Below are 16,188 nucleotides of genomic sequence, written 5' to 3'. Positions count from 1 at the left end.
GCGTATTCTATCACGCGCCCCCCGCGTTGGCACCCTCTGTAAACGGCCAGTTAAATTCCGCGATCACCTCAAGCGGCAGGCGGCTACCGGACTGATAGCAGCGAATGCTTTCGGCAACCAGCGGCGAGCGCAGGTTTGGCGCGTTCAGGATCTCCTCTGCCGTCACCCACAGGCAACGGTCGATATCGTTGTCGTGCGGCTCAGTGGCGCACATTTCGTTAAGTTCGACGACGAATAAAAAGCGCAGGAATGGCGTGCGATCGGGAGCGATCCACTGATGCAGACGTACAAAGTGCTGCGGTTCGGCGTGAATACCGGTCTCTTCCCACAGCTCGCGACGCGCGGCCTGAACCAGCGTTTCGTCGGCTTCAAGATGACCCGCGGGCTGGTTCCACAGCGCTTTGCCGTTGATCGTCTCTTCGACGACGAGGAATTTGCCTTCGGCGTGAACCAGGGTGGCGACGGTAACGTGTGGTTTAAACATCGTTTTTCCTTAGTTAGCTGAATGACGCAATTCAATATCAATATTTGATCTGGATCACATTTTTACCCGGTGCTCTATACTTGCTGAGGTTCTGATTCTCACCACCGAGGGTACCATCATGCAGCTTACCACGCGTACTATGCCGCAAAAGAAACGTATCGCTTTAGTGGCTCACGATCCCTGCAAACCCGACCTGCTCAACTGGGCAATCGATAATCAAACGGCACTTGAGGGCCACACCATCTACGCCACCGGCACCACCGGAAACCTGCTGCTTGCCCACACGCGTTTGCCCGTCCTGGCGCTGATGAGCGGCTCGATAGGCGGCGACCAGCAGCTGGGTTATCTCATCGCGTCGGGCCAGATTGATGTGCTGGTCTTTTTCTGGGACCCGCTGAGCGCAGTGCCGCATCACTCGGATGTGAAGGCCCTGATGCGTCTGGCAACGGCGTGGAATATTCCCATCGTCAGCAATGCCTGTAGCGCCAATTTCCTGATCCACTCGTCGCTCTTTGAGCAGACGTTCGATATCACCGTTCCGGACGGAGATGCGTTCCTCAGCAGTCGCGTATCCCACGTCACGCAAAATGGCGTTCATACGCAGCATCTTTTATAACGAATCTATCGGGATTTCCCGCCACTCACCCGATGCCAGATTGTCCAGCGTCAATGTCCCCATCGCATACCTTATCAGGCGCAACGTTGGAAAACCGACATGCGCCGTCATGCGTCGCACCTGGCGATTCCGCCCTTCATATAAGGTGATTTTCAACCAGCTGGTGGGGATGGTTTTGCGTTCGCGAACCGGCGGGTTACGCGGCCATAACCACTCGGGTTCTGCGACCAGCTCAATACCGGCGGGCAGGGTGGGGCCGTCATTGAGCGTCACGCCATTGCGCAGGGCATCAATCGCCTCTGCCGTCGGTTCGCCCTCCACCTGCACGTAGTAAATCTTACCGGTGCCCTTGCCCGGCTGGGTCAGTCGCGCCTGGAGCTGTCCGTCGTTAGTCAGCACCAGCAGGCCTTCGCTGTCCCTGTCTAAGCGGCCAGCGGCATAAATTCCTTGTAACGGGATGTAATCTTTCAGGGTGCTGCGTCCCGCCTCATCCGTGAACTGCGGCAGCACATCATAAGGTTTATTGAAGATAACCAGCCGCTTCGGTCCAGTGTCAGGCTTTTTTTTGGCGTTGCGTCGCGTGCTGAATCGTTCAACTTGGTGATTTCTAAAAGAAGTTTTGTTCATAGTGTTTTCAGAATGGGTGGATTCGAGCATTATAACGGAAATTCATGAGTGATTGGCGCGAGCCTGATATTCGAGTAGTATGAGCTCGCATATTACAACTCATTAACAAAAAACCAGAAGCGCTCGAAGGAGAGGTTAATGGAAAGCAAAGTAGTCGTTCCGGCGGAAGGTAAGAAGATCACCCTGCAAGATGGCAAACTGAACATCCCTCACAACCCAATCATTCCTTTCATTGAAGGTGATGGTATCGGTGTGGATGTGACGCCAGCCATGATCAAAGTGGTGGATGCCGCCGTGCAGAAAGCCTATAAGGGCGAGCGGAAAATTTCCTGGATGGAAATCTATACCGGCGAAAAATCTACCCAACTGTATGGCCAGGATGTCTGGCTGCCAGAAGAAACTCTGGACCTGATTCGTGATTACCGCGTTGCCATCAAAGGCCCGCTGACTACCCCGGTCGGTGGCGGTATTCGTTCCCTGAACGTTGCGCTGCGCCAGCAGCTTGACCTGTACGTGTGTCTGCGCCCGGTGCGTTACTACGCGGGTACGCCAAGCCCGGTTAAACACCCTGAGCTGACCAACATGGTTATCTTCCGTGAAAACTCCGAAGACATCTATGCCGGTATCGAGTGGAAAGCCGACAGCGCCGAAGCCGAAAAAGTGATCAAGTTCCTGCGCGATGAGATGGGCGTAACGAAGATTCGTTTCCCTGAACATTGCGGCATCGGCATCAAGCCGTGCTCCGAAGAAGGCACCAAGCGCCTGGTTCGTGCAGCCATCGAATACGCAATCACCAACGACCGTGATTCCGTGACCCTGGTTCACAAAGGCAACATCATGAAATTCACCGAAGGCGCTTTCAAAGACTGGGGTTACCAGTTAGCGCGTGAGGAGTTTGGTGGTGAGCTGATCGACGGCGGCCCATGGGTGAAAATCAAGAACCCAAATACTGGCAAAGAGATCGTTGTGAAAGACGTGATCGCCGATGCGTTCCTGCAGCAGATCCTGCTGCGTCCGGCGGAATACGACGTGATCGCCTGTATGAACCTGAACGGTGACTACATCTCCGACGCCCTGGCAGCCCAGGTTGGCGGTATCGGTATCGCCCCAGGCGCCAACATCGGTGACGAGTGCGCGCTGTTCGAAGCCACCCACGGTACCGCACCGAAATACGCAGGCCAGGATAAAGTGAACCCAGGTTCCATCATCCTGTCCGCGGAAATGATGCTGCGTCATATGGAATGGTTCGAAGCCGCAGACCTGATCGTTAAAGGTATGGAAGGCGCGATTAACGCTAAGACCGTGACTTACGATTTCGAACGCCTGATGGACGGCGCTAAGCTGCTGAAATGTTCAGAGTTTGGTGACGCGATCATCAAAAACATGTAATCCAGTTTACTGGGTTAAATGAAAACGGGAGCCGAAAGGCTCCCGTTTTTTTTATGTCTGATTGAGATGAATGTCCTTCGTGAGGACTGTATTACAGGTACTTCACAGAGATAGTTGCCTGGCCATCCAGCGGGGTGTCATCGGTGATTGCCAGGGTAGTTGTATCCTGGATTGATGCGCCGACAGTCAAAACATCAGTAGCTGTAGTGATTTCTACAGGGTTACCCAGAGTGTCAGCGAAAGTGATCAGTCGGCTACCGTCTGGGTGGTTATAAACGTCACTTACCTCTGCGGCCCAGGTGGCACCATTATCAACAGAATCAGCCAAATGCCCAGGGGCTGAATCAACGGTGACTTTTTCGTAGTTGGCAACGAGACCATATGAGCCTAACTTAACATGATCTGCCGTTTCGCCCAGACCAAACTCATTGGCTGGGCTTGTGACAGCCTCAGCTACTTTCGGTCCGGTATCGACAACGCTTGAGGATTTATCATCCATGGTCGTCCAGGCTACTTTTGTTGGACTTGTGCAGCTCAGGGTCAGGGTAATATCCTTATCGCCTAACTGGTTTACGGCAGTATCACTCAGAGAAGCGATCGGCAGTGATCCATAATCCACAACGCCACCGGATGAAAGAGAAGGCGTACAGGAACCCATAATTAAAGTTCCTTGTACTTTCAGGTCGGCAGTATCTGCTGCGAATGCGGAGTTAGCAGTAGAGATAACGAGTGCAGCGGCTGCACAGAATTTAAAAATGTTTTTCATGGAATAATGACTCTTCAGTTGGATGATTTAAATAAGACACTGTTGTCTTGTTGAACATATTATCTGTATTATCTCGCAATCCTTCAATTCAATAAGCACGCAGTTATGGATTCAATGTTGAGTGTAAAACTGGACTCGACTTTATATTTATAGAGATCAGGCTTTTTAAAGGTCCATGAAAATAAAAGCGATTATTAATAGAGAGAGAATTAAGAGGAGCAACGCGTGGAAATGAAAAAGGGGAGGGCGAAACAGAATCTAAATGGCTACGGAATGCCTGATCAACCGATACAGGCAATCCGCATAGTAGAAAAGTTGATAGGCTGATTACTCGAGGTTTTTCACATCCATCAGCAAGCCCTTACTTAGCAGTACCTTACCTTCGGCTTTGAACTGGGCCAGCATTTTCATCACTGTGCTGCGCGATAGTCCGCTTTTATCGACAATATAATCAGCCGCTGTGCGGCGTAAGCGAATAATCTCCGGCTCAGCCTGAAGTTGATACAGGCAGTTAATCACCTGGGCGTAACTGGACACCCCGGCCATGTTGTTAACATACTTCAGCATGTTAGCGATGGTCATCATGTGGTTGACGGAGACACCTTGCCACAGATTTTTTTCATTGATGATTTTCTCTGCCTCCACGAAAGGCAGAAACTCATAGCGGATGTCGGTGCAGGCCCGAAAATATAAAAGCGTGGTGTCAAAATAGAGGTTGATGCCGAAAATCCGTGGTGCACTGAAATTCACTAAAAGTCGGTCATCACTCGGCCGACAACCTGAAATAACCCCCTGGTGAAAAATGAGAATATTTCTTTCAGTGAAGCCGTCCATCGTGACAATCTGGTTTTTACGTTTGGTGAAGATATTTTCTTGCTGCGATAAATTATCAATTAAGAGCTGAATATGTTCTCTGGGATTTAACATAGAATGTTTTCCACTCGTCACTTTTGCCATTAATAGTAGCCTATATTCGAAAGGAGATGTGTCTTTACAGCCACATACGTGAAGTCCATGGCTTTTTTACTGGCTCTCAATCTGAACGGTCAAATTTGCCAGTAAATCCTCTTCATCCTGAGGATGTTGTTGTTGTGGCTTCAGCGCTGGTCGAATATGCAAAAGCACAGAAAATTGCTGGCCGACAGGCACTTCGCCGTTATGTACGGGGAGGAGACCGTCGTTGTTGAGTACCAATAGTTTTTTCCGATTTCTCTCCTGCTTTGGCACGAAAGAACCGTGAGTCAGCGTCTTGCCAAGATCAACGGGTTTACCGTCCAGCACCGCCTGTTGAGCGGAAATCAGAATGTCTCCGCTGTCGCCGAAGCGAAAACGTCGCTGGCCAGAGTCATCGCTAATAAAAATTGCCATCGCCTGCGGTTCGCTGCAAATCGCATTCACTCTGACTTCACGCTCATCCAGGGTATAGACACCGCCACGCTGGCTGGTGACTTCGCTGTTGCTGAGCTTTCCATAATCCACGGTCGTATCAGAGACGTTGACGTCACATTCCGCGCGGGCAGTCCCTGCACAGAGTAATCCGGCCAGCAGTGTTAATGTCAGGATCGTTTGGATTTTCATTTGCATACCCCGTTAATGTTTTCATAAGTCTGATTTTCACCACCCTTTGCCAGGGCATAGCTGATCTGGCAAACGCGTAAGCCGTCTTCATCAGTGAGATAAAGTGCCGGTTTGGCAGAGACGTCTTCCATGAACAGCAGGCCGTCGTCGACTGCAGTGGCAGCGTAGTCGCCATTTCCATCAACCACGGTGCTGCCTTTTTTTAGGGTCTTACCCTTTGCCATTTGCACGCGGATCATGGCCCGGTGGACATGCAGCGTATTGAACGCTACGTGCCCGACGGCACCGCGACCTGCTGCCAGTTCACTGAAACCGTTCTCGACGTCCACATCCTTCGGAAGGGTGTTGGTGTCCAGTTCGACGCGTACTTTGTGATACGGATTAACGGACGGCACGATGGCCTTGCCCCAGCGATCGGTCCAGACATCACCCGCTGGAGTATTGATTCGCGTTCCGGCCAGATCTTTACCGGCATCAATGATGGCGAAGGTGTCCTTAACCGGCCAGGGTGAGAAGGTTACGCCGTTATCATGCGCAACCACGCCACCAGAAAGTGCCACGCCATAGTTACGACCATCTGGACCATCGGTTCCGGCGCTAACGCCCAGTCGGGTGTAGTGCAGATTACTGTTGATCGAGCCGCTGAAGCTGTTTTCCCGATCGGCCAGATCGCGCTCGGCGGCCAGGGAATAACTGGTGCTCTGGCTGATATCCCCGTTGGTCTGCAGTCCGGTATTGGTCTCATGATGCATGGTGTGCGAGTAGGCGCTGATGTGTTGACCGCCAAGCGGCATGCTGATATTCACAAACACCGTATCCCCGTTGTCGTCGCTCTCGTTGCGACCATCGTCCTGATCGTCATTTTTCTGATTTACAGAGCGCTGCCAGCTGACGTTCAGGTTCATGTGGCCAAATGACTTGCCCCATGACGCGTTCACAAATTCGCTGCCTTCGTTTCCGTCTGTACCCTGGTTCTTTGAGTAACGCAGATTAAAGGAACCCAAATTCGACAGGGAGTAGTGCAGCCCTGCGGAATATTGCCCTTCGTACTGCTGGAAATCATCCTCAAGAGAATCTTCCAGCTCGCGATAGCCCTGGGTATAACGCGTCATACTGACATCGGTCGTCAGTTGGCCGGACAAGGCGTAGCTGGCAGACAAGGTGCTACTACGTCCTTTTACGCCATGCTCTTCATCCATTGACGCTTTAAAGGTGGTCGATAACAGCATCTTATTAAACGGTAGGGTATCCAGAGTCAGAGCGGCGGAGTCGTAGCCCTGTGCAGTCATCACACCGGTACCGACATTCAGCCAGGGTTTGACTCGCCAGCCGTCGGAGAGGGTCGCCAGCATCGGCTCACTCTCTCCGTCGCCGTTGCTGCGATAGCGTCCCACGGCGGCAGAAAGGCCTGACGGGCTGGTCAACTGATGGCTGTTCACCGCATCAGCAGGGATCACGAAATGGCTCTTACTGCCGTCGGTTTCCGTGACCGTGACATCGAGTTCGGCATTGCTGCGAATAATCGGAACATCGTTCAGAGTGAACGGACCCACGGGGACCAGAGTGGAATAGACCATCCGGCCCCCCTGGCGGACTTCCACACGCGCCTGGGCTGTGCGGGCAATACCAGAAACCGCCACACCGCTGCTGCCTTCCGGGCTCAGCGCTTCTTCCGGCATAATCTGCACACCTGAAATGGCGGTGCCAGCGAAAATCGTACCGCCGGTGTTGATTTCACCCGCCTGGAATATTTTCTTGCTATCAACGAGCGTATGCTGCAGATAAGCGTAAAGGTTATCGGTGGTGCGCGTGCCGTCATTCTCTGCCAGGGATTGTCTGCTGCGAAACAGCCAGTCATGGACGTTCAAACCCTCTTCCAGCATCAGTTGCTTAGTCTCGCTGTTGCCGCTGTCCGACCTGTTTTGCGTTGCGAAAGCGGTGTAATTGAGAATGCCCGCCGTACCGCCGGTGCTGTAATCTTTGGCCTGGTCGCCTTCGCCTGATGTGTCGATCGCTTCTTGCGGCACCACCAGATCCAGCTCTTCTTGGGCAGGGACGGGGGTAATCACCGTGCCGGGGAAAGCTTTGGTGTAGTCGTAACAGCTGTCGTTCTTTTCGTCATCGCTGAGCTTCGCCACTTCGCGTGGGACGACCAGTGAAGCGCCCTGCAGAAAAGGCGTGCTGGCACACAGCTGGCCGTCCTGGCCAAAAGTTGCGGATACCTTTCCTTTTTTCTCGCCATTCACTACCACGGTGACCATTTTTACGCCGGGCGTAAATTTCGGCGTGGAGGCGAAATAATGACCGAGAGAGGGATCAAGCCCACGATCTTTGATGATGCTGGTATCAAATTCCACAGGTGCTTCAGCCGCCGAGGAAAGAACCGGGTACAGGCAGCAAAGCACGGCGAGTGATAAACAACGACGCGATAACGAAACCATCTCAGAATACTCGGTTAGATTATTTATTCAGAGTGGCGGTGTAGCTTGGGACATCAATGCCGTAGCGACTGGCCGGGAAGAATTTTAATTGACTATCTCCGGCAAGTGATGTTTTTGCCTGAGCAGTCAGCGTCTGACCCGGAAGAATATACGTTTGCTTAATTTTCATTTGCGTACCTGAAGGCTGAGCCACCAGATTTTCAGCCATACGAACGACATAAGGTGAATCATTTTTAACGGTGACAGTGTTACCGGATGCAGACCATTTCAGCAGTGTCCAGGCATCTTTTACGACCGCAAGACTTGCCGGATGAATCAGTACCGGAATATCCTGACGAATATTAATGGACACTCGGCTGTGATCGCTTTTTGTTTTCGGTGGAATGCCTTCAAAGGTTACGCGCTTCAAATGCTCTGTCGTTAATGGAGCATCAGTTGCCAGAATAAAACGCAGCTGCTGGGTCTGTCCATCTTCGACACGGGTGACGGGTTGGGTGACGGTCAGATGTGTACCTGTGTCGCCAGGAATATCGACAATATTGGTATATAGAAGGGAAGGATGCGGGTCGGTATTCTTAACATTAATACTGCCGCCTTTATCCTGCTCTTCAATAATAAGCAGCGAGGATTCGGGAACCATCCCCGTTGCCAGTGCAGCGGCGGATTTAATAATAAGTAATAATGTAATAAGTTTTGCAGATTTATTCAGGTGAATCATATTATCTCCAGTCGGTAATTGAATTATATTAAAAGGCGGAGGCTGATGACGAACATCGCTATCCGATGCCGTGCATTCTAATTAGGTGCATTGTCAAAATCAGCTCGAAAATAAATCAAAAATAAAGCCGATTTTGAGTCCGATTTTGCGATCTATTTATTTGCGAGATAGAAAAATAGCGATATATCATTAACTTCTGAGCACATTCGATAAGGGTATTCTTAATATGGATGCTGTATTTACCCGTACTCAAAATGGGAACTGGCAATGATAAAATCATTAATGCGTGCAACAGCGCTTATCCCGCTACTGCTTTCACCTGATGTCATGGCCGCTGATACCGCGATTATCAAAGTTCAGGCCACACTGATGATGGGTTCCTGCACGCCTTCGCTGGATAACGGCGGGCTGCTGGATTTTGGCGGCTTTCCCATTGACCATCTCTATGAAGATACGCCAAGCGGACTGGATACACGCAATATTAGCCTGCATATCACCTGTTCTGAACCTGTCGCGTTGGCCTACACTTTTCAGGATGACCGCAGCGATACGCTGGACGGCGGCAGTGCGGATATTGCCACTTATGGATTTGGCATCGGCAAAACCGCAGGGGGCGTCAATATCGGCCATTATTATCTCTACCTGGTCGGCCCCGATACGCCGGTGGTCAATAATGCTCCGGCCCGCACGATCTTCTCTGACAATAACGGCGCAGACTGGAATTTAGCTTCCAGCGCGACCCGAGCCTCAAACAGCGGGGGGAATCTTGCGGCCTTTTCCGATACTCAGGATTTCACCCATCCGCTGGCCGTTGAAACTGCCGAGGTGGAATTGTCGGTCCACCCGATCGTCCAGAGCCGCAAAACGCTGGCCCTGACGGACGACCAGCCGTATGAAGGGCTTGCGACGATAAGCCTGGTGTATCTCTAAGCCTTGTAAAAAGGTGTTGCATTTTACCGGTCAAAAAGCCTGGCGATTAACTTTCTTGTAGCTACGCTTAAACAGGTAACCTATAGCGGGAGGGGTTATGTTGACTCATTCTGAAGCCAAACGGTGGGCGTCGGTAATGCTGAAATCAGCGTTATGCGATGGGATGCAAACGGAGGAGATTTCTCGTCAGGTACACCTGGTCTGCGATCATCACGGGCGGGAGTGTCTGGAGGAGTTAATTGAAGAGATCTTAATTGAAGCAGGACGAATAGGGCCTAAGCACAGCAATGGTGAAATTCACCATCACTAAGCTTCAATATTCTGCTAACCGTTTTCACCCATCACGATGTTCTCACGCTGGATCCGGGAGCGTTTCCGCTCCCGGACAGCCGGTTTAGAAAATTTCCTTCACTTTGAATAGTGACACTGAACGTGACAGCAGATTTGCCTGCTCGTTCACGCCAGAAGCCGTAGTGGCTACCTCTTCGACTAACGCGGCGTTTTGCTGCGTCACATGATCCATCTGGGTGATCGCCACGCGAATCTGCTCAACGCCACGACTTTGCTCTTCCGATGCCAGCGCGATATTTTCCATCATTACGTTAACTTTACTGACCGCTCCGCTGATATCCAGCATCGTCCGGCTGGTTTTATTGGCAAGCTCTGCCCCTTCCTGGATGTACAGCGTTGATTCATTAATCAGCGTCGTTATCTCTTTTGCGGAATCAGTACAGCGGCGGGCAAGATTTCTTACTTCGCCAGCAACCACCGCAAAACCACGCCCGGACTGGCCTGCACGTGCCGCTTCTACTGCGGCGTTAAGCGCCAGAATGTTGGTCTGGAACGCAATACTGTCGATGACGCTGATGATCTCCACCATTTTCTGCGCGCTTTGACTGATGGCATCCATCTTCTTCATCATATCGCGCATCTGTTCTTCGCCTTCGTTGGCAATCCCGGCGGCATTCTGCACCATCTGCGACGCCTGCAGCGCATTATCCGTGTTTTGTTTTACCGTTGCGGTGATCTGCTCCATGCTCGCCGCCGTCTCGACCACGGCTGCGGCTTGCTCCTCGGTACGACGCGAGAGATCGCCATTGCCGGATGATATTTCCTGCGTGCCAATATTGATGGATTCGACGCCCTGGCGAATAGAGACCACCGTCGAATTCAGCTCCGCCTGCATGGTCTGCAATGCGCCGAACAGCATACCAATTTCATTTCTGTTGGCCACGTGGATATCGCCGGTCAGATCGCCTTTGCCAATATATTCAAAATGCTGAGCCACCTCCTGCAATGGCAGGATCAACATCTTGCGCATCCAGATATTGATAATAAAAAACAATACCCCAGCCAGAATAAGCATGGCGATCATAATAAGCAGGGCAAAGTGATAAGAACTGTTGCTGAAATTAATCACCTGGTTGAGATTATGCTGGGTGGTATCGATATATGAATGGTATTCATTATCCCACGCCTGGCGCGCCTGTAACGTTGCACGACTATTATCGGCTAATGCGGTTTTGAGTTTTAGCGGGTCATTGATGTTGATGACCTGGTCGGTATTGTGATTCAACACGCTGACTTGCTGATCGTAGCGGTCTTTCATTCTGGCGCCTACCTCAGGCTCGATAGTTGAAAGGCCGGGGATTTTGACAAACATCTGATACTGCTGAGCGGCAGTCTGCAACTCATTGCGGACACTCTCCTGCACCGCGGGCTCATCGATATCATCGCCGTGGGTTTTTGCCTGTGCGGCGGAATCAATAATAATTCGCGCGCGCAAGATGGCATCGCGCACGGCGTTCAGGGCTTTCTGTTCTCCGGCATTATAACTTAACGTTTGAATATCATTATTACTGCGGTGCAGGAAATAGAGCCCAAGACCGCTCGAAAGAATAAGCATTAACGTAAAGGATGTCAGAACGATCAATAGCCCTACGCTGATTTTAATATTTTTCAAAATAAACTCCTTTATAACCTGTGTCGATATAACACCACGCTTGGGAGGGTTATCGGCAGGTGAAAAGGGGGCTTGATTGGCATAAACGACAAAATCAGCCTAAAACGGAAATATGACGTTTACGGTTTTATCTGGTGGGAAAATCGATATTTAAACTTGATGATCCGCATGCGTATGACGAAAGGAGGGGATTTGCCAAAAAAAAGCCCACTAAAAAGTGGGCAAGAAATACTGGAAGCAATGTGAGCAATGTCGTACTGAATACCTGAGTGTTTTGCTCAACTATTCAGTGTTGAGAAAGATAATCTTTCTCAATAAAAGATGCAACCCCATCTTTTGTGTGGCGTGAGATTTTTTATTGGTGATAAAACACGCAAACAAACTTTGTGATGCCTATCACAAATTTCATTTTTGAAATCCTGTGCTATCCTTTTCTGTGTCGTTGATTTGATGACAAAAAACCATACAGAGAGGAAAGCTATGGGAATTTTATCCTGGATTATCTTTGGGCTTATTGCGGGGATTCTGGCGAAGTGGATCATGCCAGGCAAAGATGGCGGCGGATTCTTCGTCACAGTAATTCTTGGGATCGTGGGCGCCGTAGTCGGTGGCTGGATCAGCACCTTGCTCGGTTTTGGTAAAGTCGATGGTTTCAACATCGGCAGCTTTGCAGTTGCGGTGATTGGTGCGCTGGTAGTTCTGTTTGCCTACAGAAAAATCAAAAGCTAAGAGTCAAAGCATCGAAAAAAGGCTGCCAGTGAGCAGCCTTTTTTACACGTAATCTATCACCACCAGCCGAACTGGGTGCCCGCGATGGCGACGAGTGCGACGATTAACATAATAATAGTTGTCTTGCGCATTTACGCCCCCGGAGCGGCGTAACCGCCGACAAAAAACCACGTTAAAAAAACCACTGCCGTTATAAAAATAACGACCGGGAAGACAATTCCGATCCTCATAACATCCCCTTTCTGATTTCCTTGCCCGCAGAGTGTACGGGGTTACTCTTCGCGGAGAAAGCGCGTTTTGCGTTTCCCTTTTTTATCCAGATACATCGCCGTATCCGCCGTGCGCAGTGCGCTGTCTGCATCCATTCCGTCTGGATCGACCGCGACCACGCCTAAGCTGGCGCCTGGGTAGACAAGATGCACATTTCCCAGCCAATACTCACCGGCAATCGAGGCGCTGATCTGGGTTCTGAGAATATTAATTTGCGCATTGTCGGCGTCGGTATCGCCCTTGCTCAGACAGGCAACCAAAAATTCATCGCCCCCAAGTCTGCCAACAATGTCGTCTTCGGTTTGACCGTCGATCAAACGCTTACCCACCTCAACTAAAAACTGATCGCCCGTTTCGTGACCAAAGCGATCGTTGATGAGCTTGAAATCATCCAGATCGATGTAGGCAATGATGGCATTGCGCTTGAGATGCCGCGCCAGCGAGAAGAGGGTGGTGAGGTTATCAAAAATCGCACGACGGTTGGGTAAACCGGTCAGCGCATCGGTATAGGAATGTGCGATCAGTGCCGCATTTGCTTCGCGCAGTTGCATCACCAGCGACTCTTTCTGAATGTACTGAGCAATGAGACCGGCGAAAAGTTGCAGAACCTGCTCCCCCCGATCGCTCAACGTCTGCTTTTGCGTACTGGCCGCGCAGAGCGTTCCATACAGCGAGCCATCAGCCAGATGAATGGGAATGCTGACATAGGTGGTGATGCCGAGCGCTTTGGCCGCGTCGCAATCCGCCCAGTGTTCCGCCACTTCGTTGCTGAAAAAGCAGTTGCTGTCGATGGCGCGTTTGCACAGGGTGTCGCCCCAGGGCACGCTCAGCCCTTCGGGGATCTGCATCTGTTTGCTGTTACGGGCATAAAGAATGTGCTGCAAACGCGCGTTAATATCGACTTTCGTCAGATAGGTCGATTCCATATCGGTAACAATCTCCAGCATCTCCAGGAGCTGACGCACCAGGCTTTCAAGAGATTGTTCAGTGGCGAGGGTTTCTGAAACACGGGCAAGAATAATATCCGACATGACGTAGGTAGACTCCCATGCAGAAGACGCCAGTATCTGCATGTTGTGCTGAATTTTTCGGCTGGGGCATAGTAGAACACGAATACAGGAAATTTTATATATTGTCGCGGTGGGTGCCGCTGGGCAGGCGAAAAAAAGCCCCGCCGTTAAGTGCGGGGCAAAAGACATCTTGATTACGGAATGATGTTCTCTGGTCATTGAGAACGCAGCCACTATAGGTTTAAAAAGTGCAGGTTTAATGGAGAAATCATGGAGAAAATGGCGAAGACTGGGTACGCTTTAGGCTCTGTACATTGAAAGGATATGACAATGCGATATCTGTTACTGGCGATGATTCTGCCGTTAGCCGCCTGTTCGACCCCACCTGAAGCGCCAAAACCCCCGCAAATTGGTATGGCTAATCCTGCTGCCGTGTATTGCGTGAAGAAGGGCGGAGAGCGCGTTCCCGTGCAAAGTCCGCAGGGCGTTCGCACCGAATGCAAACTGCCGGGTGGGGAAGTGATCGATGAGTGGGATCTGTTCCGTCGCGATCACCCAACGCCTGCCTCGTGACAGTTAAGTAGCGACTGCGATACACTTCTCTTTAGGAATTATCTCAGCCCATGCGGCTGGCAACCGACACCGAGAGAGAAGTATGTTTCAGTTAAAACCGGGCAGCCTGTGCATGGTCATTGGCGCCCGCACCGCCGCCGGGCGGCGCAATATCGGCAAATCCGTTGAGCTTTTTGAACTCTGCAAGCCTGGCCTGCGTTTTCTGAATCCGGTTAACGGCGTGATGACCGAACTGCCCGCGAGCGCCGACCGCGCCCTGTGGCTGGTCACTGGCGACGTTTATGCGGTTGATAATCAGCATGGTTTTGCTTTTGTGCGCCCGGAACATCTCCTGCCGCTGACGCCGGATGACGCCTCGCAAACTCTCGACGAATTAACGTTCAGCTAACTGGCGCAGCCAGTCGGCTAACACCAGGGCGTGATTCTGTTGGGTATTCTTTGCGCCGTACAACAGCGTCACGGTTTGGTTTTTAGCGAGGGCGGCAACGCGTTTGCCCTCGTCCATCTGCTGAGCCAGTTCCTGCTGGTACGCCTCGCGAAAGGCGCTGAAATCAAGCACTTCACCGTGAAAGGCCTTGCGTAATTCGCTGGACGGCGTTAGCGCTTTGCACCATTCTTCAATCGCCAGCTCCTCTTTTTTCACGCCGCGCGGCCACAATCTGTCGACCAGAATGCGATAGCCGTCGTTCTCGCTCGCGGCGTCATACACCCGTTTACACTGAATCATTGTCTCTCTCCTCGACCCAGGCGATCAGCTCTGCAAGCTGGTTATCGGAAAATACCTGAATGCCATGTTCACGTAACAGCGCGGCAGCAACGCCCATTCCGGCGCGTTTTATTCCGCTAAAACTGCCATCGTAAATCTGCTCGCTGCCGCAGGTCGGGCTGCCGTCGGTGAGCAGCGCGGCGCTGCACTTTCCTTCCTGGGCGGCACGCAACGCTAACCAGGCGGCAAGCTGATAATGCGCGGTGACATCGCTGCCATCGCTTTCCAGAATACGCGCGTTGCCCGTCATCACCTCGTGTCCATCGCCTTGCACAATTTCAGCGGGCAAACGGGGGATGGAAAGCCCAGCCGCCAGCTCCGGGCAGTGCGTCACCAGCCGTTGTTCCTGCTGCCAGCGTTTGAGGGTTTCAGAGATCGCTGCTTTCTCGCTGCCGTTGTAGCGAACCTTATGGCCCATCAGACACGCGCTGACCAGAATTTTGGTTTTCATAAGGTTTTAAATGTTCCGAAGAGGGGGAAATACGCTACCACTATACCACCTGGAATTTTCCCCCTCCAATTTAAGGTATTGTGAACCCTGCAAAAGATCGGTAGGCTGAGGTTCCTTATGTTATCTGATAATTCTTTGGCATATGGAACCTCTTATGGAACTTTCCCCGGTAAAAGACACACTTCGCATTGCACTTGTTGGTGATTACAACCCTGATGTCATTGCTCATCAGGCGATCCCTTTATCCATCGATGATGCTGCTGCCGTGCTGGATTTGACGGCGGATTACGACTGGATTGCCACCACCGAATTGACCAGCCCGGAAGATTTGGTGGGTTATGACGCCATCTGGCTGGTTCCGGCCAGTCCTTATCAAAATGTCGATGGGGCGTTTATCGCCGCGCGCTTTGCACGTGAAAACAGCATTCCGTTCCTGGGGACCTGTGGTGGATTCCAGCATGCGTTGATTGAATACGCACGAAACGTGTTGGGCTGGAGCGATGCGGCACATGCCGAAACCGATACTGACGGCAGAATGGTGATTGCACCGCTGACCTGTTCACTGGTGGAAAAAACCGACACCATCGAGCTTCGCGCGAATACCATTATCGCCAAAGCCTACGGCAGAGAAGAGATTGAAGAAGGCTATCACTGTAACTACGGCGTCTCACCTGAGTTCACAAAAGAGCTGGAAAGCGGTGATATGCGCGTGACGGGCTGGGATGAGCAGGGTGAGATCCGTGCGGTTGAGCTGGTGACGCATCCGTTCTTCGTGGCGACCCTGTTCCAGCATGAGCGTGGTGCGCTGGCCGGTCGTCCTGTGCCGTTGGTGCAGGCGATGCTGTACGCCGCACGCGGCTAAAGGGGCAGGCCGCCC

The 16,188-nt window shown here is 51.6% G+C and carries 21 protein-coding genes; 8 read left to right on the top strand and 13 right to left on the bottom strand.

What is annotated here, in order from left to right; translation table 11 throughout:
* Positions 1–10: 10 nt before the first annotated feature.
* Complete coding sequence (locus JBO43_RS09520) at positions 11–484, bottom strand: NUDIX hydrolase (RefSeq protein WP_202674190.1); 474 nt, start codon at positions 482–484, stop codon at positions 11–13.
* Positions 485–602: 118 nt separating this feature from the next.
* On the opposite strand from JBO43_RS09520, the gene JBO43_RS09515 reads away from it, so the two are divergent.
* Positions 603–1,100, top strand: a complete 498-nt coding sequence (locus JBO43_RS09515; protein ID WP_202674189.1) for a methylglyoxal synthase — start codon at positions 603–605, stop codon at positions 1,098–1,100.
* Here the strand turns inward: JBO43_RS09515 and rluE are convergent.
* Positions 1,095–1,757 carry a 23S rRNA pseudouridine(2457) synthase RluE gene (gene rluE / locus JBO43_RS09510; protein ID WP_202674188.1) on the bottom strand — a complete coding sequence of 221 codons (663 nt, stop codon included), beginning with the start codon at positions 1,755–1,757 and terminating at the stop codon, positions 1,095–1,097. The genes JBO43_RS09515 and rluE overlap by 6 nt on opposite strands.
* A gap of 108 nt (positions 1,758–1,865) precedes the next feature.
* Between rluE and icd the strand changes: the two genes are divergently transcribed.
* A complete protein-coding gene (icd, locus tag JBO43_RS09505; RefSeq protein ID WP_174348626.1) occupies positions 1,866–3,116 on the top strand; it encodes an NADP-dependent isocitrate dehydrogenase in 1,251 nt (416 codons plus the stop codon).
* 91 nt (positions 3,117–3,207) lie between these two features.
* On the opposite strand, the gene JBO43_RS09500 is transcribed toward icd, so the two are convergent.
* From JBO43_RS09500 to JBO43_RS09480, 5 genes are all read right to left on the bottom strand, one after another.
* Positions 3,208–3,882: a DUF1120 domain-containing protein gene (locus tag JBO43_RS09500; RefSeq protein ID WP_202674187.1), complete on the bottom strand. Its 675-nt coding sequence runs from the start codon at positions 3,880–3,882 to the stop codon at positions 3,208–3,210.
* A 327-nt stretch (positions 3,883–4,209) separates the two neighbouring features.
* Positions 4,210–4,839, bottom strand: coding sequence for a helix-turn-helix domain-containing protein (locus tag JBO43_RS09495; RefSeq protein WP_202674186.1), 630 nt, complete (start codon positions 4,837–4,839; stop codon positions 4,210–4,212).
* Between the two features lie 66 nt (positions 4,840–4,905).
* Positions 4,906–5,460, bottom strand: a complete 555-nt coding sequence (locus JBO43_RS09490) for a DUF1120 domain-containing protein (protein WP_202674185.1) — start codon at positions 5,458–5,460, stop codon at positions 4,906–4,908.
* Positions 5,457–7,901 (bottom strand): fimbrial biogenesis usher protein, encoded by a 2,445-nt coding sequence (locus JBO43_RS09485; protein WP_202674184.1) that lies wholly within the window; start codon positions 7,899–7,901, stop codon positions 5,457–5,459. The genes JBO43_RS09490 and JBO43_RS09485 overlap by 4 nt, the downstream gene beginning before the upstream one ends.
* Positions 7,902–7,920: 19 nt before the next feature.
* On the bottom strand, positions 7,921–8,619 hold the full coding sequence (locus tag JBO43_RS09480) for a fimbria/pilus chaperone family protein (RefSeq protein WP_202674183.1): 699 nt from the start codon (positions 8,617–8,619) through the stop codon (positions 7,921–7,923).
* A 267-nt stretch (positions 8,620–8,886) separates the two neighbouring features.
* Between JBO43_RS09480 and JBO43_RS09475 the strand changes: the two genes are divergently transcribed.
* Positions 8,887–9,549, top strand: coding sequence for a DUF1120 domain-containing protein (locus JBO43_RS09475; protein ID WP_202674182.1), 663 nt, complete (start codon positions 8,887–8,889; stop codon positions 9,547–9,549).
* Positions 9,550–9,646: 97 nt separating this feature from the next.
* On the top strand, positions 9,647–9,859 hold the full coding sequence (locus JBO43_RS09470) for a hypothetical protein (protein ID WP_095281643.1): 213 nt from the start codon (positions 9,647–9,649) through the stop codon (positions 9,857–9,859).
* An 84-nt stretch (positions 9,860–9,943) separates the two neighbouring features.
* On the opposite strand, the gene JBO43_RS09465 is transcribed toward JBO43_RS09470, so the two are convergent.
* On the bottom strand, positions 9,944–11,512 hold the full coding sequence (locus tag JBO43_RS09465) for a methyl-accepting chemotaxis protein (protein ID WP_237730004.1): 1,569 nt from the start codon (positions 11,510–11,512) through the stop codon (positions 9,944–9,946).
* Between the two features lie 480 nt (positions 11,513–11,992).
* On the opposite strand from JBO43_RS09465, the gene JBO43_RS09460 reads away from it, so the two are divergent.
* On the top strand, positions 11,993–12,241 hold the full coding sequence (locus JBO43_RS09460) for a GlsB/YeaQ/YmgE family stress response membrane protein (RefSeq protein ID WP_095281646.1): 249 nt from the start codon (positions 11,993–11,995) through the stop codon (positions 12,239–12,241).
* Between the two features lie 56 nt (positions 12,242–12,297).
* Here the strand turns inward: JBO43_RS09460 and yoaJ are convergent, their stop codons facing one another.
* Genes yoaJ through JBO43_RS09445 form a run of 3 tightly spaced genes read right to left on the bottom strand, consistent with a single transcriptional unit; the run spans position 12,298 to position 13,542 of the window.
* Complete coding sequence (gene yoaJ / locus JBO43_RS23180; RefSeq protein WP_202674288.1) at positions 12,298–12,372, bottom strand: protein YoaJ; 75 nt, start codon at positions 12,370–12,372, stop codon at positions 12,298–12,300.
* Positions 12,373–12,471, bottom strand: coding sequence for a YoaK family small membrane protein (locus JBO43_RS09450; protein ID WP_041689378.1), 99 nt, complete (start codon positions 12,469–12,471; stop codon positions 12,373–12,375). It abuts the gene before it with no gap.
* Positions 12,472–12,513: 42 nt separating this feature from the next.
* Positions 12,514–13,542, bottom strand: a complete 1,029-nt coding sequence (locus JBO43_RS09445) for a sensor domain-containing diguanylate cyclase (protein WP_095281648.1) — start codon at positions 13,540–13,542, stop codon at positions 12,514–12,516.
* 309 nt (positions 13,543–13,851) lie between these two features.
* On the opposite strand from JBO43_RS09445, the gene JBO43_RS09440 reads away from it, so the two are divergent.
* Positions 13,852–14,094 carry a putative hemolysin gene (locus JBO43_RS09440; protein ID WP_095281649.1) on the top strand — a complete coding sequence of 81 codons (243 nt, stop codon included), beginning with the start codon at positions 13,852–13,854 and terminating at the stop codon, positions 14,092–14,094.
* An 82-nt stretch (positions 14,095–14,176) separates the two neighbouring features.
* Positions 14,177–14,482, top strand: a complete 306-nt coding sequence (locus JBO43_RS09435; protein WP_103947589.1) for a hypothetical protein — start codon at positions 14,177–14,179, stop codon at positions 14,480–14,482.
* On the opposite strand, the gene JBO43_RS09430 is transcribed toward JBO43_RS09435, so the two are convergent.
* On the bottom strand, positions 14,468–14,821 hold the full coding sequence (locus JBO43_RS09430) for a DUF488 domain-containing protein (protein WP_202674181.1): 354 nt from the start codon (positions 14,819–14,821) through the stop codon (positions 14,468–14,470). The genes JBO43_RS09435 and JBO43_RS09430 overlap by 15 nt on opposite strands.
* Positions 14,808–15,311, bottom strand: coding sequence for a 2-thiouracil desulfurase family protein (locus JBO43_RS09425; RefSeq protein WP_202674180.1), 504 nt, complete (start codon positions 15,309–15,311; stop codon positions 14,808–14,810). The genes JBO43_RS09430 and JBO43_RS09425 overlap by 14 nt, the downstream gene beginning before the upstream one ends.
* A gap of 154 nt (positions 15,312–15,465) precedes the next feature.
* Between JBO43_RS09425 and JBO43_RS09420 the strand changes: the two genes are divergently transcribed.
* Positions 15,466–16,173, top strand: coding sequence for a CTP synthase C-terminal region-related (seleno)protein (locus JBO43_RS09420; RefSeq protein ID WP_095281653.1), 708 nt, complete (start codon positions 15,466–15,468; stop codon positions 16,171–16,173).
* Positions 16,174–16,188: the final 15 nt, after the last annotated feature.

Origin of the sequence: Lelliottia jeotgali (genome assembly GCF_016771845.1) — a bacterium.
Taxonomy (GTDB): domain Bacteria; phylum Pseudomonadota; class Gammaproteobacteria; order Enterobacterales; family Enterobacteriaceae; genus Enterobacter; species Enterobacter jeotgali.
This window is presented reverse-complemented; position numbering and strand designations above follow the sequence as displayed.

Bases quoted from the DNA above. Each gene is read 5' to 3' on its own strand.
- JBO43_RS09520 (WP_202674190.1), bottom strand. From the start codon at position 484: ATGTTTAAACCACACGTTACCGTCGCCACCCTGGTTCACGCCGAAGGC.
- JBO43_RS09515 (WP_202674189.1), top strand. From the start codon at position 603: ATGCAGCTTACCACGCGTACTATGCCGCAAAAGAAACGTATCGCTTTA.
- rluE (WP_202674188.1), bottom strand. From the start codon at position 1,757: ATGCTCGAATCCACCCATTCTGAAAACACTATGAACAAAACTTCTTTT.
- icd (WP_174348626.1), top strand. From the start codon at position 1,866: ATGGAAAGCAAAGTAGTCGTTCCGGCGGAAGGTAAGAAGATCACCCTG.
- JBO43_RS09500 (WP_202674187.1), bottom strand. From the start codon at position 3,882: ATGAAAAACATTTTTAAATTCTGTGCAGCCGCTGCACTCGTTATCTCT.
- JBO43_RS09495 (WP_202674186.1), bottom strand. From the start codon at position 4,839: ATGGCAAAAGTGACGAGTGGAAAACATTCTATGTTAAATCCCAGAGAA.
- JBO43_RS09490 (WP_202674185.1), bottom strand. From the start codon at position 5,460: ATGAAAATCCAAACGATCCTGACATTAACACTGCTGGCCGGATTACTC.
- JBO43_RS09485 (WP_202674184.1), bottom strand. From the start codon at position 7,901: ATGGTTTCGTTATCGCGTCGTTGTTTATCACTCGCCGTGCTTTGCTGC.
- JBO43_RS09480 (WP_202674183.1), bottom strand. From the start codon at position 8,619: ATGATTCACCTGAATAAATCTGCAAAACTTATTACATTATTACTTATT.
- JBO43_RS09475 (WP_202674182.1), top strand. From the start codon at position 8,887: ATGATAAAATCATTAATGCGTGCAACAGCGCTTATCCCGCTACTGCTT.
- JBO43_RS09470 (WP_095281643.1), top strand. From the start codon at position 9,647: ATGTTGACTCATTCTGAAGCCAAACGGTGGGCGTCGGTAATGCTGAAA.
- JBO43_RS09460 (WP_095281646.1), top strand. From the start codon at position 11,993: ATGGGAATTTTATCCTGGATTATCTTTGGGCTTATTGCGGGGATTCTG.
- JBO43_RS09450 (WP_041689378.1), bottom strand. From the start codon at position 12,471: ATGAGGATCGGAATTGTCTTCCCGGTCGTTATTTTTATAACGGCAGTG.
- JBO43_RS09445 (WP_095281648.1), bottom strand. From the start codon at position 13,542: ATGTCGGATATTATTCTTGCCCGTGTTTCAGAAACCCTCGCCACTGAA.
- JBO43_RS09440 (WP_095281649.1), top strand. From the start codon at position 13,852: ATGCGATATCTGTTACTGGCGATGATTCTGCCGTTAGCCGCCTGTTCG.
- JBO43_RS09435 (WP_103947589.1), top strand. From the start codon at position 14,177: ATGTTTCAGTTAAAACCGGGCAGCCTGTGCATGGTCATTGGCGCCCGC.
- JBO43_RS09430 (WP_202674181.1), bottom strand. From the start codon at position 14,821: ATGATTCAGTGTAAACGGGTGTATGACGCCGCGAGCGAGAACGACGGC.
- JBO43_RS09425 (WP_202674180.1), bottom strand. From the start codon at position 15,311: ATGAAAACCAAAATTCTGGTCAGCGCGTGTCTGATGGGCCATAAGGTT.
- JBO43_RS09420 (WP_095281653.1), top strand. From the start codon at position 15,466: ATGGAACTTTCCCCGGTAAAAGACACACTTCGCATTGCACTTGTTGGT.